Origin of the sequence: Winogradskyella vidalii, assembly GCF_013403955.1 — a bacterium.
GTDB lineage: Bacteria > Bacteroidota > Bacteroidia > Flavobacteriales > Flavobacteriaceae > Winogradskyella > Winogradskyella vidalii.
On the sequence record NZ_JABFDG010000007.1, the window covers coordinates 194,928 to 217,078 of the forward strand.

Below are 22,151 nucleotides of genomic sequence, written 5' to 3' on the forward strand. Positions count from 1 at the left end.
CACGTCAGTTCGAGTGAAATTGCTTTAGGGCAATTTTGTATCGAGAACATATAAAAGAAAAAGATTAAATGAAGTCAATTGAATTAAAAACAGAAAACAAAATAGCAACCATAACGCTAAACAGACCAGAGGTCTTTAATAGTTTCAATCGTGAAATGGCTTTAAGTTTACAAAGTATTTTAGACGATTGTGAAAATAATCCCGATGTCAGAGCCATTGTCCTCACAGGAAACGGAAAAGCGTTTTGCGCGGGTCAAGATTTAAAAGAAGTCACGGACCCAGATTCAAATCCAGGCTTCAAAAAAATATTGGAAGAACACTACAATCCAATTATCACAAGAATCAGAAGTATTAAAAAACCAATTATTGGAGCCATAAACGGCGTTGCTGCAGGAGCAGGCGCTAATATAGCATTAGCCTGTGATATTGTTGTGGCTCACGAAAAAGTAAGCTTCATTCAAGCCTTTAGCTTAATAGGATTGGTACCTGATAGCGCAGGTACCTACTTTCTTCCAAGATTAATAGGTTTTCAAAAAGCACAGGCCTTAGCCATGTTAGGCGATAAAATTTCAGCTGAAGATGCAGAAAAAATGGGAATGATTTACAAAATGATTCCATTAGAAAATTTCGAAGAAGAAGTTGATAAATTAGCCTTAAAACTAGCCAACATGCCAACCAAAGCTTTGGGAATGATAAAAGAGCTATTCAACAAATCGATGACCAATACTTTAGAGCAACAACTCGCTCTTGAATCAAAATTACAAATTGAAGCCGCACAAAGCGACGATTACAAAGAAGGAGTCACTGCATTTATAGAAAAACGTCAACCAAAATTTAAAGGACAATAATATCATTAACCTGTAAGGTTTCTAAAACCTTGTAGGTTTTTTTAAAATTATGAATAAACAAACTCTCATAGAAGTTCACAACCGAATAAAACCTTTTATTCATAAAACCCCTGTTTTAACCTCACAATTATTAAACAAAGAAACGGGTTGTAATCTATTTTTTAAATGTGAGAATTTCCAGAAAATGGGAGCCTTTAAAATGCGAGGCGCAACAAATGCTATTCTTTCGCTGTCTGAAGAAGAAAGACAACGCGGCGTCGTTACACATTCCTCAGGTAATTTTGCACAAGCGGTTTCATTAGCTGCTCAAAATCTAGGCATAAAAGCTTATATCGTTATGCCTGAAAACGCGCCACAGGTTAAGAAAAATGCAGTTAGAACATATGGAGGAGACATCATTGAATGCGAATCGACATTAAAGGCAAGAGAGGAGACAGCCAATAAAATAAAGACAGAAAGAGGCGCCTCATTTTTGCACCCATCCAATCAAGATGAAGTCATTTATGGTAATAGTACAGCTGCTATAGAATTACTAGAGGAACAGCCCAATTTAGAGGTCATTTTTGCACCCGTTGGTGGTGGTGGATTACTAGCCGGAACTGCTTTAGCAGCGCATTTATTCTCAAATAATTGTAAAACTATTGGAGCGGAGCCTATGGCTGTGGATGATGCGTATCGTTCCTTGGTTTCTGGACAAATTGAAACAAACAAGACAACTTTGACAATTGCAGATGGTTTGCGAACAAATTTAGGAAACCGTAACTTTCCAATTATCCAAAAACACGTTGAAAAAATAATTCGTGTGGAAGAAAATGAAATTATAAACGCTATGCAATTACTTTGGGAACGCATGAAGATTATTATAGAGCCTTCATCAGCTGTTCCTTTTGCAGCCGTTTTAAAACATAAAGAAGAATTTAAAAACAAAAACGTCGGTATTATTTTATCTGGCGGAAATGTAGATGTGAAAAATTTACCATTTTGATTAACGATTGAAGACTGTTGATTTATGATTATAGAACTTAAACAGAATAAAGATGAAACCTAATCAATTAGAAGAGAGAGTAATTCAATTTTCAATTGAGATTATACTGTTGTGTAAAACAATAGATAAATCTTTTGCATCAGAACATTTAGCTAAACAATTAATACGTTCGGTAACGTCTTCAGCTTTAAATTATGGATAAGCTAGAAATGGAAAGTCTACAAGAGATTTTCTTCATAAAATGAAAATTTGCTTAAAAGAATTAAGAGATTCTTTTATAAACTTAAGAATATTAAAAGGAGCTAATCTTATCAAAGACTTTGAATTTTTAGAAAAGATATTAAAAGAAAATGATGAATTAATTTCAATTTTTGTTGTTAGTATTTAAACAACACCAAATAAGTTGAAATCATAAAATATAGATGGAATATTAGGTATGGGTGAAAATCAAAAATCAGAAATCGTTAATCTAAAATCTCAAATCAATAGAGTTGGAATAATAGGTTCTGGAACCATGGGAAGCGGCATAGCACAAGTCGCTGCAACCTCGGGTTGTAAGGTTAAATTGTACGATACTAATCAAGCGGCTTTAGACAAAGCAAAAGCTTCATTGGAAAAAATATTAAATCGCTTAATCGAAAAAGGAAGGATAAATGCAGAAGAAAAAAACAGAATTCAATTTAATATCAGTTATGTTGATAATTTAAAAGACTTATCGGATTCAAATCTAACGATTGAAGCCATTATTGAAAACCTAGACATCAAGAAAAAAGTCTTTTCAGAATTAGAAAGTTATGTGTCTGAGGATTGTATTATTGCTTCTAACACATCAAGTTTATCAATAGCATCCATTGCAGCATCCCTAAAAAAGCCAGAACGTTGTATCGGCATTCACTTTTTTAATCCGGCACCTTTAATGAAATTGGTTGAGGTCATTCCTGCTATTCAAACGTCAAAAGAAGTGCTTGAAAAATCAATTCAAACCATTTCGGATTGGAAAAAAGTAGTTGCTGTTGCGAAAGATACACCAGGGTTTATAGTCAACCGAGTAGCAAGACCATTTTATGGGGAAGCTCTTCGAATATATGAAGAAGGCATTGCAGATTTCGAAACCATAGACGCAGCAATGAAAGACCTAGGAGGTTTCAGAATGGGGCCATTTGAGTTAATGGATTTTATTGGAAACGATGTCAATTACACTGTAACTGAAACTGTTTTTACAGCGTTTTATTTCGACCCAAGATACAAACCTGCATTCACACAAAAACGTTTTGCCGAAGCAGGTTACTTAGGACGAAAATCAGGAAAAGGCTATTATAATTATGATGAAAATGGAAGAAAAATAGAATGTCCATCTGTCTCGTCGAGCGCAGTCGAGATGTCTCTTTCAGAAACCATTTTCAACAGAGTCCTAGTCATGCTGATCAACGAAGCAGCAGATGCCTTATTTTTAAACATCGCATCAGCCGAAGATATCGACAACGCCATGACCAAAGGCGTCAACTACCCAAAAGGCTTATTAGCCTGGGCAGACGAAAAAGGTATCGATTGGTGTGTGAATAAAATGGATGAGCTTTACAATGAATATCATGAAGACAGATACCGTTGTAGTCCGTTATTGCGTAAAATGGATAATACAGGTGTGAGTTTTTTTTAATTGCAAAGGGATTGGGTAATAGGAAATAGGCATTAGTATGAAGAGTAACTATCATTTTAATTTGAGGATTTAATAGTGTATCAAAAGGCAATGGATTTTGGTGAAATAGTTAATGCTTTAGTAAAAGAATTCCCAAACCATGAGTTATACGCACTATCATCACAGTTCAGAAGAGCCGCCGATTCTATTGCATTAAATATAGCAGAAGGCTATCCTGGTTCAGATGCTCAATTTGTTAAACATATTAATCACGCTATTTATAGTGCTAATGAATGTGTTAGTTGCAGTACAAAAGCAAAGAGAAGATTATATATTAACTTTGAAAAAGATGAAGAAAACCGAAAACTAATATCAGAATTAACAAAAATGATGTCTTCCTTGAGAAAGAAAATTTTGGAAAGAAACAAGCGTAACTAATCCCTAATACCAAATTCCTAATGCCTTTAACCGGAGAACAAATCCCACATAAAATGCTTAGTCAAGACCATTACAGTCAATGGCTAGGAATAGAAATCCTAGAATGCGAAATAGGCAGATGTAAAGTGGCTATGACCATAAGAAAGGAAATGCTAAACAGCATGAACAAAGCGCACGGTGGAATCAGTTACTCATTAGCGGATACTGCATTCGGGTTTACGGCAAACACACATGGTAACTATGCCGTTTCAATTGAGACCAGTATTAATCACATTGAAGCATTGAATGAAGGCGATTATTTAGTAGCAGAATCTGTTATAGAAAAAGTGAATAACAAATTAGGTTTCAACATTGTGGAAGTGAAACGCGGCGACGAATTAGTGGCACTTTTTAAAGGTGTAGTTTATCGTACACAAAAACCATGGGAAGAAAACTAACAAAAGAATAAACTTATAAAATATGAAATGGCAAGGTAGAAGAAAAAGTGATAACCTCGACGATAGACGAGGGATAGGAACAAAAGGCAAAGTCGCAGCAGGTGGTGGTGTAATCGCAGTAGTGGTTATTCTTTTACAACTATTTGGTGGTGAAACTGGTCAACAAATAGCACCAATTCTTGAACAAGTAGGTAATAGTCAAAGTTCCCAACAAGTTGAGCAAAGAGATTTAACCAGCGAAGAAGTTGAAATAGGCAATTTTATGAACGCAGTCTTGGTCGATACAGAAGATATTTGGAATCGGCTTTTTAAGGAATATAACTTAGGCGATTATAAAGAGCCAACACTTGTTTTATTCACAGATGCCGTAAGTACAGGCTGCGGAAATGCAAGTTCAGCTTCTGGTCCTTTTTATTGTCCAGCAGACCAAAAATTATACATGGATATGTCTTTCTTTGACGAATTAAGAACGCGTTTCGGAGCTAAAGGTGGCGATTTTGCGATCGCCTATGTGACAGCTCACGAAGTCGGTCATCACATTCAAACGCTTTTAGGAACGTCAAATAAAGTCAGACAATTACAAAGCCAAGCAAGCCAAACTCAAGCAAATAAACTTTCAGTAGCACAAGAATTACAAGCCGATTTTTATGCAGGTGTTTGGGCACACCATAATAAAAAATATTTACAAGCAGGTGATATAGAGGAAGCGCTAAGTGCTGCCAATGCAGTAGGAGACGATGCTATTCAAAAACGAATGAGCGGAAGCGTCAATTCAGACAGTTTCACACACGGCACTTCAGAGCAGCGTATGGAGTGGTTTATGAAAGGCTACAACACAGGCGATATTAGAAATGGAGATACGTTTTCTGCACTTTTAGATTAATCAATTCCTGCGAAGGCAGGAATCTCAGAATAAAACAGAACAGAACAAACTAAATTCAAAGACTTAAACAAATAAGTTTTTTAAGACCGAGTAAAAACACAAGATTCCCACTTTTGTGGGAATGTAATCAAAAGATACCCACTTTCGTGGGCAATACTATGGAAGCATACATAATAGACGGTATAAGAACACCAATAGGTAACTACAAAGGCACATTATCAGCCGTAAGAACAGATGATTTAGGAGCACTTGTCATTGCAGAAATCGTAAAACGAAATCCAAACATCCCAAAAGACGCTTACGACGATGTCATCATAGGATGCGCTAATCAAGCAGGAGAAGATAACCGAAATGTTGCAAGAATGGCCTCTCTTTTAGCAGGACTACCATTCACAGTTCCTGGAGAAACGGTCAACAGACTTTGTAGCTCAGGATTATCCGCTATCATTCACGCCAACAGAGCCATAAAAGCAGGTGATGGGGACCTTTTTATTTCAGGTGGTGTTGAAAACATGACCCGTGGACCGTACGTCATTGCTAAACCATCAACCGGATTTGGGGGCGATTCAAAAATGTATGATTCTACATTCGGGTGGCGTTTTATCAATCCAAAAATGCAAGAGATGTATGGTACTGATGGTATGGGAATGACGGCTGAAAATCTTGTCGAAAAATATAATATCTCTAGAGAAGACCAAGATAAATTTGCGCATTGGAGCCAAATGAAAGCCACCAAAGCACAAGAAAATGGTCGACTAGCAAAAGAAATTGTAACCGTAGAAATTCCACAACGCAAAAAAGACCCAATCCTTTTTTCGAAAGACGAATTCGTAAAACCTAACACGTCCTTAGAGGTTTTAGGAAAACTAAGACCAGCATTTAAAAAAGAAGGTGGCAGTGTCACGGCAGGAAATTCATCAGGATTAAACGATGGAGCGGCAGCAACAATCATTGCTTCCGAAGCTGCCGTTAAAAAATACAATCTAAATCCGATAGCAAAAATTGTAAGCTCTGCAGTCGTTGGTGTTGAGCCTAGAATTATGGGCATCGGTCCTGTTGCAGCTTCCAACAAGGCGCTAGAAAAAGCAGGGTTAACTATGGCTGATATGGACATTATTGAGCTTAACGAAGCTTTTGCGGCGCAAGCTTTGGCATGTATTCGTGCTTGGGGATTGGCAGATGATGATGAAAGAATAAATCCAAATGGTGGTGCGATTGCCATTGGTCATCCACTTGGGGTTACAGGCACCAGAGTAGCCTATTCTGCCGCTTTAGAATTGAAAGAACAAAACAAAAAATACGCCTTAATCACAATGTGTATTGGCGTTGGACAAGGTTATGCTGCCATAATCGAAAATGTGAATTAAGTGATTTATATGTTTTTAAATAAAATAAGATTTCTTTTTCTAAGCGTAATTTTCGTTTTTGTTTCATGTCAGGAAACGAAATCTAAAACTACTTCAAACCCAATAAAAAATACAGGTAAGAAGGTGGTTGGTGAGAAAATAGATAGTGCTGTTAAATTAAAAGCGGATAGCATTATCGATATTTCTGGTAGCTATGAATTAATAAAAGGGGAAACTTTTTTTGTAGATTCAAAACGTAAAGCAATCCACGATAGTGAATTAATTATAAACCGTCTTTCAGAAACCGATTTTGGATTCTATTCTGCTTATAAAGAAAAAGATATTACACCGATTAGTGATTTTGGTGTGCTAAGAAGTTTTAAAAATAAATTTTATTTAATAAAAATATGTAATGGAAATGGATTAGGATTCGATGCTTATGCTCAAGAAAATTTCACAGCAGGAACTTACCTCTATAATCAAGTGATGATTAGAAAAAATAAGAATCTACTTTCTGTAATAGAATATGGAAGTAATTTTAGAAGGTATCTAATTTATAAGAAAAAGAAACCGGGTTCAGAAACTTATGTTTCATTACAAAAAACATTAGAAAAGGCTAAAAATGGTCTTAGAAATTATACGATAGAATACAATAAAGCACAGGAATACGACAAAAAAAAATTACAAATAGAATATATTTTTAAAGATAGTATTTGGGTTTCTAAACATAAGCATAAAGAAGAGTATGCATCTTTCGATTATTTGCATACTTATACAAACCCCTACCAGAACGGTAGATTTACAAAACAAGACAGCATTTTTTATAAAGAATTTAATGCTTATAAATAAGATAAAGACAACATCAAGTTTCCGTGAAAACGGAAATCTCACAAAATAAACCACAAAGTTTATGAGAAAAATAGAACATTATGTAACTGGTTCTTGGACAACAGGAAAAGAAGAAGGAATACCAATCCTTGATGCCGTTACAGGTGAAGTATTCACAAGCATTGCTACTGAAGGTTTAGATATTCCGGAAATCCTAAACTACGGAAGAACCAAAGGCCGCGAAAAACTTCGCAAAATGACTTTTCAAGAGCGTGGAAATATGCTCAAAAGTTTAGCATTATACCTTACTAAGCGAAAGAATGAGTTTTACGATTTAAGTTACAGAACAGGAGCAACCAAAGTTGATAGTTGGATAGATATCGAAGGGGGTTTCGGGAATTTATTCGCCAATGCTTCGCTTAGAAAACTATTTCCTAATCAACCTTATCATGTTGAAGGCGATGCTATCGATTTATCTCGAGGTGGACGTTTTATGGCGCATCATATTATGGTGCCTAAAAAAGGCGTTGCGGTTCATATCAATGCCTTTAATTTTCCGGTTTGGGGCATGTTAGAAAAATGTGCGGTCAATTGGATGGCAGGAGTTCCTGCAGTCGTTTTGCCAGCACCTTCATCTTCGTATTTAGCGGAAGCTGTAGCGAGAACTATTATAGATTCAGGTATTCTTCCAGAAGGCGCACTTCAAATAATAAACGGTACCGTAAAAACGATTTTAGACACAGTTGAATCACAAGACGTCATCACATTTACAGGTTCAGCACAAACAGGACGCCTTTTAAAAGCGCATCCAAGATTAATTCAGGAGTCTGTACCTTTCACAATGGAAGCCGATTCTTTAAACGCATCTATTTTAGGAGAAGATGCGGTTCCTGGAACACCAGAATTCGACCTTTTTATCAAAGAAGTAAGAAAAGAAATGACGGTTAAAGCAGGACAAAAATGTACTGCCATCCGCCGAATTATTGTGCCTGAAAATTTAATTGAAGACGTTCAGATTGCATTAGGAAAAGCACTAGATAAAGTCACCATTGGCAACCCAAGATTAAAAGAAGTCCGAATGGGGTCTTTGGTCAGTCATCAACAAGTACAAGCCGTTAGAGATTCGGTAAATGATTTAGCCAAAGAAGCACAAATAGTATACGGTAGTTTAGACAAAATAGAAACCATTGGAGCAGATGCCAAAAAAGGCGCTTTTATAAGTCCGATTTTATTACGAGCAGACCATCCGTTTAAAAACACGGTTATTCATGAGCGTGAAGCTTTCGGTCCGGTAAGTACCATTATGCCTTATAAGAATTTAGATGAGGCTATCACTTTGGCGCAAATGGGGAAAGGTTCACTGGTATCTTCTATAGCTACGAACGATGATAGAATCGCTAAAGATTATGTGGTCAATGCTGCAAGTCATCACGGAAGAATTTTAGTTTTAAATAGAGAAAGCGCTAAAGAAAGCACAGGTCATGGTTCACCATTGCCATACTTGGTACATGGAGGTCCTGGTCGCGCAGGAGGAGGTGAAGAAATGGGAGGCATGCGTGGTATAAAGCATTATTTACAACGTACCGCTATCCAAGGTTCGCCATCAACTATAACCGAAATCACAGGTGTTTACCAGCAAAACGCCAAATATAAGGAGGCAGAACAGCATCCGTTTCAATACCATTGGGAAGATATCCAACCCGGAATGTCGTTAAAAACCCACAAACGAACATTAACTGATAATGATATCCAGAATTTTGCCAATTTAACTTGGGATCACTTCTATGCTCACACCGATATTACGTCATTAGATGGAAGTATTTTCGAAAAAAGAACGGCTCATGGTTATTTTATTATTTCTGCAGCCGCAGGATTATTTGTATATCCTAATAAAGGACCTGTAGCAGCAAATTATGGTTTAGATAGTATCCGTTTTTTAAGACCATTATATCATAACGATACTATTTATGTGCGTTTAACGTGTAAGGAAAAAGTAGACCGTGATGTGGCTTCCGCAGAACACCCAAGTGGAATTGTAAAGTGGCATGTTGAGGTTTTTGATGCTAATTTTGAAAACCGTCCTGAAAGTCAGAAAACAGAAAAAGATAGTCCGTTAGTCGCTGTAGCAACCATATTAACCATGGTTGAAAAAAAGCAAGAAACGTTTGTGGAGATGACTTCGGAAAAAATAAACGAATGTCTTTCTAAATTAAAAGCAGATACAAAACCAAAATGGGGAATCATGACACCACAACACATGGTTGAACATTTAGAATACACTTATAAAATTGCTTCAGGCGACATTCAAGATTTTGAAATTGCAACACCAGAAAAGATTTTAGAAAAAGTACATCATAGTTTATATAATTATGATAAGTTTCCTAAAAACTCTCAGTTCCCGCAGTTGGAAAAAGATAAATTAGAGGATTTGAAACATCCTGATTTGGAAACGGCAATCGAAAAATTCAAAGCACAGCGTGAAAGATATATTGAATATTTTAAAGCACATCCAGAAGCTAAATTAAAAAATTTGGTGTTTGGGGAATTGAATAAGTATGAATCGTATCTTTTAGAGCGAAAGCATTTGAATCATCACTTCGAGCAGTTCAATTTGCTTTAACAATTTGAACTGCTCGAAGCACCCGAGAAATCGGGTGTCTCAAGAAAACTATAGTGAATATAAAAATCCAATTAACCAACAGGTAAGTTTTGAAACATTATGTCTACATCATAACCAACAAACCAAAAGGTGTTTTGTATATTGGTGAGACAAAAAGGTTAAAAATAAGAATATACCAACATAGAACGAAGGTACATCCAACCACATTTTCGGCGCGATATAATTTAGATAAGCTCGTGTATTTTGAAGTGCATCCTACAGAGGCAGCAGCTAAATTAAGAGAAAAGCATATGAAGAAATGGAATAGAGTTTGGAAGATTGAGTTAATAGAAAAAATAAATCCTCAATGGAAGGATTTGTATGAAGAAATAAAAGTATAACATTAAAAGATTACCGCTTTCGCGGCAAGTAAACATGAACACACCATACGTAAAACTAGAAAACAAAAACCAAGTAGGCTACATAGAATTCTTCCATCCAGCCCACAATTCCTTACCAGGTGATGTGTTAGCGAAATTAGCCAAAACCATAACCGAAGCAGGAGAAAACAACGACATAAAAGTTATTGTTTTAAAAAGTGGAGGCGACAGAACATTCTGTGCGGGAGCAAGCTTTAATGAACTAATTAACATCAACGATGCAGCAACCGGAAAAGTATTCTTTTCAGGATTTGCAAACGTGATTAATGCCATGCGAAAATGTCCGAAATTCATCATCGGGCGAATCCAAGGAAAAACCGTTGGTGGCGGTGTTGGCTTAGCTGCTTCAACCGATTATTGTATGGCTACCAAATTTGCAGCTATTAAATTAAGCGAATTAAATATTGGTATTGGACCTTTCGTGGTTGGACCAGCCATAGAACGTAAAATGGGATTGAGCGCCATGTCGCAAATCGCCATTGATGCCAACAGTTTTTATCCACCAGAATTCGCAAAGCAAAAAGGCTTGTATACGCAAGTTTATGAAACCACAGAAGAACTAGATGAAGCCGTAAAAACAACCGCAGAACATTTGTGTACTTACAATCCTGAAGCGATGATAGAAATGAAGAAAGTATTCTGGAAAGGCACTGATGATTGGGATGCGTTATTGGCAGAACGTGCTGAAACGAGTGGAAGATTAGTATTAAGTGAATTTACAAAAGAGAAATTGAAAACTTACCGATAGTCTATCCTGCAAGGTTTCAAAAACCTTGTAGGTATTTTAAATAAAAAATTTATGGCCATATATTCATTTAAAAATTTCACACCAGTCGTACACCAATCAAGTTTTGTTCATCCTTTAGCAGCCGTTACAGGAAACGTCATCATTGGCAAAAACTGTTACATTGGCCCAGGAGCAGCCATTCGTGGTGATTGGGGACAAATTATATTAGAAGACGGTGTTAATGTGCAAGAAAATTGTACTATCCACATGTTCCCGGGAAAATCCATAACCCTACAAGAAAGTGCACACGTTGGTCATGGAGCTATTATTCATGGGGCCAATTTAGGTCGCAATTGTTTAATTGGAATGAATACGGTAATTATGGATGATTCTGAAATTGGTGATGAATGCATTATAGGCGCCATGTCTTTTGTAAAAGCGGAGACCAAAATCCCATACCGGAGTTTAGTGGTTGGTAATCCTGCAAAAATAATACGAGGTGTAACGGATAAAATGATAGCATGGAAAACCAAAGGCACAGAATTATACCAACAATTACCAAGTGATTGTCATGAGAGTTTAAAAGAAGTTGAACCACTTCGAGAGGTTCCTGAAAACATGAAAGTTCAGGATGAGGTTTACCAAACGCTTCGTGAAACGTTTAAGAAATAGTATCACGTCACTTCGAGTGATTCCGATTTTTTTATCGGAATTGTATCGAGAAGCCGTAATTTAATTCTCAAAAATAAAGATTGTTAGGTATTGAAAGCTTCCAAGACTACAACACCCGACTCAAATCAATAGCATTGGTTTCCTTGCTTGTAGACATCGCAATCAAACTTTGTACATTGCCCAAATAAGGAAGTAAGGTCAGTTTCGAAATAATAAAAGTCTCATATGCTTCAATATCTTCAACCACCAATTTTAAAAGATAATCAAAATTACCGCTCACTCTGTGGCACTCGATAACTTCAGGGAAATTATTGATTTCTTTCACAAATTTTTCCAAATAACTTCGGGTATGCCCTTGTAATGTAATCCCGATAAAAACGGTCAGTTTTAATCCAATTTTTTTATTGTTGAGAACAGCAACGTATTTTTCTATATACCCTTGTTTTTCAAGCTTTTTTATTCGTTCAAAAATAGGAGAGGTTGTCATACCTAGTTCTTTTGCTATACTCTTTGTTGTTCTATTGCTATCGGTTTGAAGAATGTGAAGGATTTGAGCGTCAATTTTATCTAAAGTAGCCATAAGAAAATTTGTTTTTAAATCTATTCAAATGTAAAGTATGTAAGTTTAATTTTCTGAATATAATAAAATAAAAGAATATTTATCTTCCATAAGTTAATATGAAAGATTTTAAGAACTGTAATGTGTAATATGCTTTATCTTTAGTTCTTATTATGTTATTGATAATAGATTAAGAAATGAAAGATAAAGTGAGATTCCCACTTTCGTGGGAATTGAAGATGCCCAAAATGGGCGAAAGCATAACCGAAGGAACAAACTTCCTGCGCAGGCAGGAATCTCAAAATTGGTAAGAATGAGTAAGTGGTATATCTATATTATGGCAAATAAGTTTAATGGCACAATTTATATAGGTATTACTAATAATATTGACGAACGAGTAAAAGAACACAAATTAAAAGTCAACCCCAATTCTTTTACCGCAAAATATAATTGTGATAAACTAGTATATTTTGAAGAGTTTGAAAATAGCAGCGAAGCAATTATTAGAGAGAAACGATTAAAAAAATGGAAACGAGATTGGAAAAAAAATTTGATTGAAAATATGAATCCCAGTTGGATGGACATTAGTATTAATTGGAATATGGACTTTAATAGATTAAGAAATGAAAGACAATAAGAGATTCCCACTTTCGTGGGAATTGAAGATGCCCAAAATGGGCGAAAGTATAACCGAAGGAACAATCATCAATTGGTTAATTTCCGAAGGAGATACTTTCGAAGAAGGCGATATCATCCTAGAAGTAGCAACCGATAAGGTGGATAACGAAGTTTCAGCACCAGCATCAGGAACATTAAAAGAAATTTTGTTTCAAGCCAAAGCTGTAGTTCCTGTTGGAGAAGTCATGGCAATTTTAGAGGTTTCAAATGAGAAGAAAACGAAGTCTGATGTCATTTCGACAGAGCGAGGAACGAGCGACGAGAAATCTCAACCTAAGAAGAAAAAACAAAAACCAACCAAACAACCTTCAAGTTCATTTTCAACCTCAAATTCAAACACCTTCTTCTCGCCATTAATCATTTCAATAGCAAAAGAACAACACATCAGTTTTGAAGAATTAGCAAGAATTCCTGCAACAGGACACGACAACAGATTACGAAAAAGCGACCTTTTTCAATATATCGAAGACGGTAGACCATACAAATTTGCGCAACCCATTGCGGAAAAAGACCCAACCGCCTATCGAATTCCACAATTACAACTCGATAAAGGGAAAGGGAAGGTCATAGAAATGGACCGAATGCGACAAATGATTGCGGACCACATGGTGTATTCAAAACATACATCACCTCACGTCACCGCTTATGTAGAAGCTGATTTAACCAATATGGTCAACTGGCGAAATGCCAACAAAGTCGCTTTTCAAAAAAAATATGGCGAACGCTTAACCTTCACACCATTATTTGTGGAAGCCGTTGCTAAAGCCGTAAAAGATTTTCCAAATATCAATGCTTCTGTAGATGGAAATAATATCATCGTAAAAGAAGACATCAATATTGGTATGGCAACGGCTTTACCAAGCGGAAACTTAATTGTTCCTGTGGTGAAAAATGCAGATACTAAAGATTTAAAAACCATTGCATGTAATGTTAACGAGCTCGCAGGAAAAGCAAGAGAAAATAAATTGGCTGCTGATGATATAAAAGGCAGCACCTTCACTATTTCCAATGTTGGAACTTTTGGAAGTGTCATGGGTACACCAATCATCAACCAACCCGAAGTGGCGATTCTCGCACTGGGAATCATCAAAAAACGACCAGAAGTTATCACCACTGACAAAGGCGATGAAATTGCCATAAGAAGTATGATGTACTTATCATTATCATTCGACCACAGAGTTGTAGATGGGTTTTTAGGAGGTTCATTTGTAAGACGTGTAGCAGATTATTTTGAGCAATTTGATATCAACCGAAAAATATAAAAATAAACGTCACTTCGAGTGATTCCGATTTTTTATCGGAATTGTATCGAGAAGCCATCAAAAGTTCTCGATACTAAATTTCAGAAAAAAAAATTTCACTCGAACTGACGAAAACTAAGAAATATGAAACCTAACATTTCAATCACTAAAGTAGAAGAATCTAGAGTAGATACGATAGACTTTAACAACATTCCATTAGGAACCACTTTCACGGACCACATGTTCATCTGCGATTATAATAACGGCACATGGGAAAACCCAAGAATTGAGCCTCTAGCATTAATCCCAACACATCCGGCAGCAATGGCTTTGCATTACGGACAAGCTATTTTTGAAGGCATGAAGGCCACTGTTGATGAAGATGGAAATCCTATGCTTTTTAGACCCTCTAAAAATGCCCAACGATTAAATTTTAGTGCAGACCGCATGGGAATGCCATCCTTTCCCGAAGATTTATTTGTGGAAGGTTTAAAGCAACTTGTAGATTTAGAACGTAATTGGATTCCGCCACAAGACGGAAGCGCTTTGTATTTAAGACCTTTTATGTATGCCGACGAACCATTTATAGGTATGCGAGCCGCAACCCATTTTAAGTTTATCATTATGGCATCACCAGCAGGTCCATTTTTTACAAAGCGTATTAAACTGTGGGCAGAAAACAAGTATATCCGTGCCGCTTCAGGTGGAACAGGAGAAGCTAAAGCTGCAGGAAATTATGCCGCAGCCATACGACCAACCGAATATGCAAAAGCCAAAGGTTACGACCAAGTCTTGTGGCTAGATGCCGTGGAGCACAATTATATTCAAGAAGTGGGCACTATGAATATCTTCTTTAAAGTCGATGGTAAATTCATCACGCCTCAACGCGATGGTTCTATTTTAGATGGTATCACAAGAATGAGTGTCATGGATATATTAAGGGATAAAGGTTTTGAAGTAACAGAAAGAGCCATTACCATTCAAGAAATTCGGGATGCGGCGATTGATGGTCGATTAGAAGAAGCCTTTGGCACCGGAACTGCCGTAGGTATTGCCTATATTCAAGAAATCGCTATGGGCGAAAAAACCATTCATGTATCCGATGAAAGTCCGGTTGGTTTAGACGTTAATAACACATTAAATGCCATTAAAACCGGAAAAGTGGACGATAAATTTGGTTGGATGGTTAAAGTGGAAAATGAATTGGTTTAACCTGCAAGGTTTTAAAAACCTTGTAGGTTTATTATCAATTTAAATATGTAGGATGAAAATTTAGTGTAGTTGGGCGTTACTTTTTGCTCATACCTGGCAGGTTTTAGAAACCTTGCAGGATCGCAAAAAGTCGGGCTTTCGGCAGTCGCTTTTTTTGAGAAAAACAAAAAAGAGCTTCAACAAATGCCTCAATCCCTAACGCAAAACACCCCTAAAGTCCCCTCAAGGGGACAATTGTTACCAATTAACTTTATAGGATTGTCCCCTTGAGGGGACTTTAGGGGTGTAAAAAATATAATTTTACGGTTGCGGATTATGGATTCGGAGAACCGTTCAACATCGTAAAAACCTGACAAGTCTAAAAAACAACCTCAGTGTATCTCTGCGTAAACTCAGTGAAACTCTGAGTAATAATTAAAAATAGATTCCTGCCTACGCAGGAATGACAATTATGGAAAAAAGTAACTTAAAAAAAGGATTCTCAAAACTCTGCACTGCAAAAGCAATGGCAGAATTATACGAAGCTAATTTTAAACACGTCTCAAAATATGTACATGCCACATCTCGTGGACATGAGGCTATTCAAATTGCTTTAGGTATGCAATTATTACCTCAAGATTATGCTTTTCCTTATTATAGAGATGATGCTATGCTGTTATCATTTGGGGTAGAACCCTATGATTTAATGCTACAACTATTAGCCAAAAAAGACGACCCGTTTTCAGGTGGAAGGACCTATTATTCGCATCCTAGTTTAAAGGATGAAGATAAACCAAAGATTCCACACCAATCTTCAGCAACAGGCATGCAAGCAATTCCAGCCACAGGCGTTGCTATGGGATTTAATTACCGCGAAAGCGGTAATCTCTTCTCGGATGAAAACCAAGAAAATGGCAAAGCACAAAACACAAATGAAAATTTAGGAATCGAATATGATTCTTCTGTTCATTCAGAAGATTCCCGCGTTCGCGGGCATACACCACTTGTAGTCTGTTCGTTAGGCGACGCCTCTGTAACCGAAGGCGAAATTGCAGAAGCCTTTCAAATGGCAGCTTTAAAGCAAATGCCTATTTTATATTTAGTTCAGGATAACGGTTGGGATATCTCGGCGAATGAAGGCGAAACGAGAGCCCAAAATGCCTTTGAATACGCGCAAGGATTTCATGGACTTGAAGCCATTTCAATCGATGGTGCTAACTTTACAGAAAGTTATGAAGCTGTCGAAAAAGTCATAAAAACGATACGTGAAGAACGACGACCATTTTTAATTCATGCTAAAGTGCCTTTATTAAATCATCATACTTCTGGTGTACGCATGGAATGGTATCGTGATGATTTGGAAGCCGCGCGTTCTCGTGATCCTTATCCTGTTTTAAAACAACAATTATTAGATGCAGGTTTTTCAGAAGACGAAGTTTTAGCTATCGAAGATTCCGCAAAGAAAAAGGTGCAATCGGACTATGAAAAAGCATTACAAGCGGAAGACCCAAAACCAGAAGATTTATTTACTAATGATTTTGCACCCACACCAATCACTGAAGAAAAAGGCACACGAGCACCAGAAGGCGCCGAGAAAGTGGTGATGGTCGATTGTGCGTTGTTTGCGGTTGAGGAACTGATGAAAAAACATAAAGAATGTTTGCTCTACGGTCAAGATGTTGGTGGACGATTAGGTGGTGTATTTAGAGAAGCGGCTACTTTAGCACAAAAATTTGGTGACGACCGCGTTTTTAACACTCCAATTCAAGAAGCATTCATTGTTGGAAGCACCGTTGGCATGTCTGCTGTAGGCTTAAAACCAATTGTAGAAGTTCAGTTTGCCGATTATATTTGGCCAGGATTGAATCAACTGTTTACCGAAGTGAGTCGTAGTTGCTATTTATCTAACGGAAAATGGCCAGTTAGTATGATTCTTAGAGTACCTATTGGTGCGTACGGTAGTGGAGGTCCTTATCATTCGTCTTCTGTAGAATCTGTAATTACCAATATTAGAGGCATAAAAATTGCTTATCCAAGTAATGGTGCGGATTTAAAAGGGTTGATGAAAGCTGCGTATTACGACCCAAATCCGGTAGTGATTTTAGAACATAAAGGCTTGTATTGGTCTAAAGTTCCAGGCACAAAAGGAGCAACATCTATTGAACCAAGTGAAGATTATGTATTACCATTTGGGAAAGCTTGGCTGCTTCAAGAAATCTGGAAACAGGATAATGTAGAAACTATAACTATAGTGACTTACGGTATGGGCGTGCATTGGGCAATGAATGCTTCCGAAGCATTAGATATGAAAGACCAAATTGAAGTGATTGATTTACGAACGTTATTTCCTTTAGATGAAGACACCATTATGACATCGGTAAAGAAAACAGGAAAATGTTTAGTGGTTACCGAAGAACCTTCCAACAATAGTTTTGCTAGAGCTTTGGCAGGGAAAATTCAAGAGGAATGTTTTAAGTATTTAGATGCACCAGTAATGACTATCGGTAGCGAAAATATGCCCGCGATTCCTTTAAATTCTACTTTAGAAGAAACCATGATTCCTTCAACAGAAAAAGTAAAAGCTAAAATTGAAGACTTATTAAGTTATTAGGTTATTCTCATAACTTAATTTTATTAGTGTTAATTAAAAAAAGCCTAAATCGAATTTAAGATTTAGGCTTTTTACACTCAAATAATGATTGGTCTTAGTCCATATCAAATCGTAATCCTACTGAAATATTATTTTGATCTACAACCTGATTTTTAAATATTGGGTTGAGGTCATATTTTACATATAAAGCGACATCACCTAAAGCTACATAACCACTAAGTCCGTAAATAAGTTCGCTGACTTCAAATTGATCACGTTGTTTTTCTTTTTCGCGTTCCCCATCTTCTTTATATTTAATTTTTTGCATGTTTCCTAAATTAAGTCCTGCATAACCACCTAAGCCAATTTTTAGTTTTTTGTGTGTTGAATATCTAAAGTAATCTTCTTTGTCGATTTTTTTAGAGGGCCCAAATTCTAAGTGCATAGGAAAAACCAAATTTGTGGTTCTAAATTTTATTTTATCGGCATCAATAGGGTATTCTTGAAGCGATATGTCTCCATTTGTATTAACTAAATAGTTGTTGTTCTTTATTTTTAATTTATTCCATTGTAGCGAGAAACCGTATTTCAATCGCCAAAAATTGGTGTTATCAAAGATTCTTGTTTTCCATGCATAGCCTAATTCAATAAAACCGGAACCACCCAATTTGTATGGGGAATCTTCTAAATTCTCACCGTCGATTAGTGCATTGTTGAATCCAAAAGCAAAGACAAAATCTGTAGATGTCCGTAAATCATATTTTCTTGGTTTGTCCTTCGATTTTTCTCCTAGGTAGATAAAACTCTCTCCAGTGTTCTCATCGCCACCTATTCGGAATGTGTAGCCGTCATCAGTACTCTCAGTGTTATTATTGCGTTCTAATAATGCTATTTTATTATCAATGATTGCTAAGCGATTTTCAATATTTAAAGCTCTTATTTTTGCTGCTTCTTTTTTTAGGTCTTCGGCTTCAGCTGCTGTTATTTCTTTGTTATCTAGCCGTTTATTAATGGCTGTTATTTCTGTTTTTAGAAATTCACGTTCCTCACTTTCAATTTTTGATTTGAGGTTTATCAGTGTTTCAATTTTTAAGGCATTAGTGGACTGTTGTGTGCTGTCCGTTTTTATTTCTTGACCTTGCGCTTTAGTAAATGCAAGTGAAATTAGAATACAGACTACTAGTTTTGTAATTGTTGTCATGACTGTTCGTTTTTTGATTAATGATGATTTGATTTGATGATAAGATTTCTTTTTTCAAAGGGATTTTAGTTATTCCGATCCGCAACAGCGGTTTTTACAGTTTCGTAACTTTCCTTTAAGGCTTCAAAAACTTTGGATCTAAAAGATTGCCCCATTTCGTCTTCCACGCTTTCTAGTAATTGTGTTGCGTTTACTATTTTTGTGGTTTCATTTTGTAACCTCTCTCGGAATAGTTCTTTACTTGCTATTTTTAATAAAGAATCTATTTCTTTATCTGTAACAGAACTATTTTCAGACTTTAAGGTTTTCATAGCTTCAGCTAAAGCGTCTTTAATAATATGGTCTTCTGTTTCGGTTTCAAGGGTATTATTAGCATCTTTATGTATGTTTTTAGTTATTGGTTCTAAAGTTTTTTTGTTGGTCTCCGCCAATTGGGTCTTAGGATTGGTGATTGTGTTGGTTATCTTCTTATAGTCTTTAATTGGTGCTTCATTAGGTGTTGGAAGCTCTGTTTTTTTATCTTTTGTTTGATTGACTAGTTCTTGAGGTATTTTTAATTCAGTGTCTACAGGCTTTTTAATTAATGGTGTAGTTGTACTATCTTCTTCAACGAGTTGTGGGGAGATTTTCTCCGTGTCTTCAAGATTAAAAAACGAAATCGAAATGGCTAGCATAACCAATAATCCTGCAGCAACACCTAACCACCAAAATATTGGTTTTTTAGATTTTTTTTCAGCATCATCTAAACGATTTGAAAGTTTAGACCAACCGTCTGATGATGGGGACAAGGTTCGTTTTTCGAGCTTATCTTTTATATTTTCTTCAAATTTAATTGGAGCCATAACTATTGTTATTTAATTCTTTAATTTTTGTCTGAAGCATTTGTCGTGCTTTAAACAATTGTGATTTTGAGGTGCCTTCAGAAATTTTTAATAATTCGGCAATTTCTTGATGCTTATAACCATCTATGGCATACATCACAAATACCATTCGGTAGCCTTCTGGCAAACTATCAATGAGTTGCTGTATCTCTGCGACTTCGATATTTGAATTGATGTTGTTAGTAGTACCTGCATTTTTAGAATATTCTAAATAATCATCTTCAATTGCAAATTCTATAGATTTTTTTTGTCTTAAATAAGAAATAGCTTCTCTTACCATGATACGTCTTATCCAACCTTCAAAACTACCTTCGTTTTTAAAAGACTTTAAGTTTTTAAAAACTTTAAAAAAACCATTTAGGAGCACTTCTTCTGCTTGGTGCACGTCTTTAATATAATACCTGCAAACGCTCAGCATTTTTGGTGAATGCAACTCATACAGTATATGCTGTGCTTCACGATTTTGTTTCGCAGCACGCTGTATAAGTTTAGTTTCGTTCCGAGCGCTTTCGGAATTGTAAAGTTGAATAACTTTCATGGTTTAGTTTAAGTTCTGATAGCTTACAGAAGCCTTTCTATTTATAAAGACGCAATTTTAGGTCAATGGGTTGCTTATGATATTAAAAAAAAATAAAATAATTTCTAAATACCAAACTATCAGTATTTTATGTTTTAGTTTTTTTTGATAAATTGTTGTTAGATTTAATGTAATACGCTTTTAGGATTTAAGTTTCTACACAGCTAATGTAGTTGAATTTTATATAATTTATTCTCATAAATAATCTAAGATGTTACAAAACAGGTGTTTGGTGTGGTGGTATGTGGTGATATAACTTTTATACCCTTTTTTATGTCTTATATCGAGATTCACTGCATATTAACCAAATAAATGGTCTTCTGTCTGAATTATAAAATCAGATTTATGTAAACCTCTAACTTTGTTAGTAACATAAAACTAATCATTGTGATTAGTAGCATGTTAAAATTGTTTCCCAAAACAAAAACCTACTTATTATGAGACTACTATATACGATTGTATTCTTATTTTTGACGACTATTACCTATGGTCAAAAATCTATATTATTTCAAAATGTAAATGATAGAGCAAAAGAACTTAAGCATAGTCTTAATGCTTCTGAAGATCACATAATTTTACAATGTGAACGAACCATTTACGAAGTGGTAATTTATAATAACGATTTTCACCATACAATAAAGGTCAAGGATACAGCGACAAAAATTCCAATTAAAGATATTCCTGTAGGAAGATATATTGTTGAGACCTTATTGAGGGATAAACTCATTGTTATTACTTTAGTGAGAAACGAACCTTTTGATATGCCAGAGTCTGCACCTTTGATAAGCGCTAATTCAAATTCTTTAGAGATTAATGCGCCAACAAGAAATGCAACGGTTACAGCTTTAAAAACGCCTAAAAAAGACAATGAAGTTGATGGAGCTACGGTTACAGAGGAATTACCGACTTCAGATCATGTGAATTATGGTAGTGAAAGTGCTATTAAAAAGACCGATTTAGCTGTGGCTGCTAAAAGTGAAGCAAATCTTACTGAAAAAGCCGGACAAAAAAGGAATGAGCTTTTAACTGCAAAAGAAGGTAAAGTAGCTACTAAATCTTCTACACAAAATTCATTAGAAATAGCGTCTGAAAACGCTGATAGAGTAGTGCGTACTTATTGGGTTATTTATAAAATGAATAACGGCCACAGGTCTGAAAAAATACAAAAATTAACAGACAAAGCAACTGTGGACCGTATGATTAAGAAGAACGAAATAGACTTAAAAACTAAATCAGGGCGATTAAATGAACTTTCGATTTGGTCAATTTATGATACCACTGAATTTGTGCGTCACAAACGAAAAAATAAGGAGAACTATTTAGCTGTAGACTCTGAGAGTTTTAATAATGTTCCTTATTACAATAATGTTAGTGAATCTAAATAAACGACAATG

Annotated in this window: 21 protein-coding genes and 1 pseudogene; 18 read left to right on the forward strand and 4 right to left on the reverse strand. The window is 35.9% G+C overall.

Translation table 11 applies throughout. The features are described from left to right. Window positions 1–68: 68 nt before the first annotated feature. The 13 genes and pseudogenes from HM982_RS15565 (at window position 69) to HM982_RS15625 (ending at window position 11,839) form a co-directional block, all read left to right on the forward strand. Window positions 69–848: an enoyl-CoA hydratase-related protein gene (locus tag HM982_RS15565; protein WP_179354261.1), complete on the forward strand. Its 780-nt coding sequence runs from the start codon at window positions 69–71 to the stop codon at window positions 846–848. 49 nt (window positions 849–897) lie between these two features. Next, window positions 898–1,833: a pyridoxal-phosphate dependent enzyme gene (locus HM982_RS15570; RefSeq protein WP_179354262.1), complete on the forward strand. Its 936-nt coding sequence runs from the start codon at window positions 898–900 to the stop codon at window positions 1,831–1,833. Window positions 1,834–1,885: 52 nt separating this feature from the next. Then, window positions 1,886–2,221: pseudogene (locus HM982_RS15575) on the forward strand (four helix bundle protein). 48 nt (window positions 2,222–2,269) lie between these two features. Beyond that, the gene (locus tag HM982_RS15580) at window positions 2,270–3,490 is read left to right on the forward strand and encodes a 3-hydroxyacyl-CoA dehydrogenase NAD-binding domain-containing protein (RefSeq protein ID WP_179354263.1); all 1,221 of its coding nucleotides are present in this window, start codon (window positions 2,270–2,272) and stop codon (window positions 3,488–3,490) included. A gap of 90 nt (window positions 3,491–3,580) precedes the next feature. After that, window positions 3,581–3,907: a four helix bundle protein gene (locus tag HM982_RS15585; protein WP_179354264.1), complete on the forward strand. Its 327-nt coding sequence runs from the start codon at window positions 3,581–3,583 to the stop codon at window positions 3,905–3,907. A 20-nt stretch (window positions 3,908–3,927) separates the two neighbouring features. Next, window positions 3,928–4,344 (forward strand): PaaI family thioesterase, encoded by a 417-nt coding sequence (locus tag HM982_RS15590; RefSeq protein ID WP_179354265.1) that lies wholly within the window; start codon window positions 3,928–3,930, stop codon window positions 4,342–4,344. 22 nt (window positions 4,345–4,366) lie between these two features. Further along, window positions 4,367–5,227, forward strand: coding sequence for a KPN_02809 family neutral zinc metallopeptidase (ypfJ, locus tag HM982_RS15595; protein ID WP_179354266.1), 861 nt, complete (start codon window positions 4,367–4,369; stop codon window positions 5,225–5,227). Between the two features lie 158 nt (window positions 5,228–5,385). Continuing rightward, window positions 5,386–6,594: a 3-oxoadipyl-CoA thiolase gene (gene pcaF, locus HM982_RS15600; protein WP_179354267.1), complete on the forward strand. Its 1,209-nt coding sequence runs from the start codon at window positions 5,386–5,388 to the stop codon at window positions 6,592–6,594. 9 nt (window positions 6,595–6,603) lie between these two features. Beyond that, on the forward strand, window positions 6,604–7,422 hold the full coding sequence (locus tag HM982_RS15605; RefSeq protein ID WP_179354268.1) for a hypothetical protein: 819 nt from the start codon (window positions 6,604–6,606) through the stop codon (window positions 7,420–7,422). Between the two features lie 61 nt (window positions 7,423–7,483). Continuing rightward, window positions 7,484–10,021: a phenylacetic acid degradation bifunctional protein PaaZ gene (paaZ, locus tag HM982_RS15610; protein WP_179354269.1), complete on the forward strand. Its 2,538-nt coding sequence runs from the start codon at window positions 7,484–7,486 to the stop codon at window positions 10,019–10,021. A gap of 89 nt (window positions 10,022–10,110) precedes the next feature. Continuing rightward, window positions 10,111–10,401 (forward strand): GIY-YIG nuclease family protein, encoded by a 291-nt coding sequence (locus tag HM982_RS15615; RefSeq protein WP_179354270.1) that lies wholly within the window; start codon window positions 10,111–10,113, stop codon window positions 10,399–10,401. Window positions 10,402–10,435: 34 nt separating this feature from the next. Beyond that, entirely contained in the window at window positions 10,436–11,188 is a 753-nt protein-coding gene (locus HM982_RS15620) for an enoyl-CoA hydratase/isomerase family protein (protein WP_179354271.1), read from the forward strand. A 51-nt stretch (window positions 11,189–11,239) separates the two neighbouring features. After that, on the forward strand, window positions 11,240–11,839 hold the full coding sequence (locus HM982_RS15625; RefSeq protein ID WP_179354272.1) for an acyltransferase: 600 nt from the start codon (window positions 11,240–11,242) through the stop codon (window positions 11,837–11,839). Window positions 11,840–11,945: 106 nt separating this feature from the next. On the opposite strand, the gene HM982_RS15630 is transcribed toward HM982_RS15625, so the two are convergent. Then, a complete protein-coding gene (locus HM982_RS15630) occupies window positions 11,946–12,419 on the reverse strand; it encodes an Lrp/AsnC family transcriptional regulator (protein ID WP_179354273.1) in 474 nt (157 codons plus the stop codon). A gap of 292 nt (window positions 12,420–12,711) precedes the next feature. On the opposite strand from HM982_RS15630, the gene HM982_RS15635 reads away from it, so the two are divergent. From HM982_RS15635 to HM982_RS15650, 4 genes are all read left to right on the forward strand, one after another. Then, window positions 12,712–13,035: a GIY-YIG nuclease family protein gene (locus tag HM982_RS15635; protein WP_179354274.1), complete on the forward strand. Its 324-nt coding sequence runs from the start codon at window positions 12,712–12,714 to the stop codon at window positions 13,033–13,035. Beyond that, complete coding sequence (locus HM982_RS15640) at window positions 13,022–14,338, forward strand: dihydrolipoamide acetyltransferase family protein (protein ID WP_179354275.1); 1,317 nt, start codon at window positions 13,022–13,024, stop codon at window positions 14,336–14,338. Before HM982_RS15635 ends, HM982_RS15640 begins: the two co-directional genes overlap by 14 nt. 123 nt (window positions 14,339–14,461) lie before the next feature. Further along, window positions 14,462–15,529, forward strand: coding sequence for a branched-chain amino acid aminotransferase (locus HM982_RS15645; protein ID WP_179354276.1), 1,068 nt, complete (start codon window positions 14,462–14,464; stop codon window positions 15,527–15,529). A 451-nt stretch (window positions 15,530–15,980) separates the two neighbouring features. Further along, window positions 15,981–18,119 carry an alpha-ketoacid dehydrogenase subunit alpha/beta gene (locus tag HM982_RS15650; RefSeq protein ID WP_179354277.1) on the forward strand — a complete coding sequence of 713 codons (2,139 nt, stop codon included), beginning with the start codon at window positions 15,981–15,983 and terminating at the stop codon, window positions 18,117–18,119. A gap of 94 nt (window positions 18,120–18,213) precedes the next feature. On the opposite strand, the gene HM982_RS15655 is transcribed toward HM982_RS15650, so the two are convergent. The 3 genes from HM982_RS15655 to HM982_RS15665 all read right to left on the reverse strand — a co-directional run bounded on the left by HM982_RS15655 (window position 18,214) and on the right by HM982_RS15665 (window position 20,718). Continuing rightward, on the reverse strand, window positions 18,214–19,299 hold the full coding sequence (locus HM982_RS15655; RefSeq protein ID WP_179354278.1) for a hypothetical protein: 1,086 nt from the start codon (window positions 19,297–19,299) through the stop codon (window positions 18,214–18,216). Between the two features lie 65 nt (window positions 19,300–19,364). Then, the gene (locus tag HM982_RS15660) at window positions 19,365–20,141 is read right to left on the reverse strand and encodes a hypothetical protein (protein ID WP_179354279.1); all 777 of its coding nucleotides are present in this window, start codon (window positions 20,139–20,141) and stop codon (window positions 19,365–19,367) included. Further along, complete coding sequence (locus HM982_RS15665; protein ID WP_179354280.1) at window positions 20,128–20,718, reverse strand: RNA polymerase sigma factor; 591 nt, start codon at window positions 20,716–20,718, stop codon at window positions 20,128–20,130. The genes HM982_RS15660 and HM982_RS15665 overlap by 14 nt, the downstream gene beginning before the upstream one ends. A gap of 476 nt (window positions 20,719–21,194) precedes the next feature. Here HM982_RS15665 and HM982_RS15670 point away from each other — a divergent pair, with 476 nt between their 5' ends. Next, window positions 21,195–22,142 carry a hypothetical protein gene (locus tag HM982_RS15670; RefSeq protein ID WP_179354281.1) on the forward strand — a complete coding sequence of 316 codons (948 nt, stop codon included), beginning with the start codon at window positions 21,195–21,197 and terminating at the stop codon, window positions 22,140–22,142. The last annotated feature ends 9 nt before the right edge of the window (window positions 22,143–22,151 follow it).

Coding starts and splice junctions, on each gene's coding strand:
- HM982_RS15565 (WP_179354261.1), top strand. CDS start 69: ATGAAGTCAATTGAATTAAAAACAGAAAACAAAATAGCAACCATAACG.
- HM982_RS15570 (WP_179354262.1), top strand. CDS start 898: ATGAATAAACAAACTCTCATAGAAGTTCACAACCGAATAAAACCTTTT.
- HM982_RS15580 (WP_179354263.1), top strand. CDS start 2,270: ATGGGTGAAAATCAAAAATCAGAAATCGTTAATCTAAAATCTCAAATC.
- HM982_RS15585 (WP_179354264.1), top strand. CDS start 3,581: ATGGATTTTGGTGAAATAGTTAATGCTTTAGTAAAAGAATTCCCAAAC.
- HM982_RS15590 (WP_179354265.1), top strand. CDS start 3,928: ATGCCTTTAACCGGAGAACAAATCCCACATAAAATGCTTAGTCAAGAC.
- ypfJ (WP_179354266.1), top strand. CDS start 4,367: ATGAAATGGCAAGGTAGAAGAAAAAGTGATAACCTCGACGATAGACGA.
- pcaF (WP_179354267.1), top strand. CDS start 5,386: ATGGAAGCATACATAATAGACGGTATAAGAACACCAATAGGTAACTAC.
- HM982_RS15605 (WP_179354268.1), top strand. CDS start 6,604: ATGTTTTTAAATAAAATAAGATTTCTTTTTCTAAGCGTAATTTTCGTT.
- paaZ (WP_179354269.1), top strand. CDS start 7,484: ATGAGAAAAATAGAACATTATGTAACTGGTTCTTGGACAACAGGAAAA.
- HM982_RS15620 (WP_179354271.1), top strand. CDS start 10,436: ATGAACACACCATACGTAAAACTAGAAAACAAAAACCAAGTAGGCTAC.
- HM982_RS15625 (WP_179354272.1), top strand. CDS start 11,240: ATGGCCATATATTCATTTAAAAATTTCACACCAGTCGTACACCAATCA.
- HM982_RS15630 (WP_179354273.1), bottom strand. CDS start 12,419: ATGGCTACTTTAGATAAAATTGACGCTCAAATCCTTCACATTCTTCAA.
- HM982_RS15635 (WP_179354274.1), top strand. CDS start 12,712: ATGAGTAAGTGGTATATCTATATTATGGCAAATAAGTTTAATGGCACA.
- HM982_RS15640 (WP_179354275.1), top strand. CDS start 13,022: ATGAAAGACAATAAGAGATTCCCACTTTCGTGGGAATTGAAGATGCCC.
- HM982_RS15645 (WP_179354276.1), top strand. CDS start 14,462: ATGAAACCTAACATTTCAATCACTAAAGTAGAAGAATCTAGAGTAGAT.
- HM982_RS15650 (WP_179354277.1), top strand. CDS start 15,981: ATGGAAAAAAGTAACTTAAAAAAAGGATTCTCAAAACTCTGCACTGCA.
- HM982_RS15655 (WP_179354278.1), bottom strand. CDS start 19,299: ATGACAACAATTACAAAACTAGTAGTCTGTATTCTAATTTCACTTGCA.
- HM982_RS15660 (WP_179354279.1), bottom strand. CDS start 20,141: ATGGCTCCAATTAAATTTGAAGAAAATATAAAAGATAAGCTCGAAAAA.
- HM982_RS15665 (WP_179354280.1), bottom strand. CDS start 20,718: ATGAAAGTTATTCAACTTTACAATTCCGAAAGCGCTCGGAACGAAACT.
- HM982_RS15670 (WP_179354281.1), top strand. CDS start 21,195: ATGAGACTACTATATACGATTGTATTCTTATTTTTGACGACTATTACC.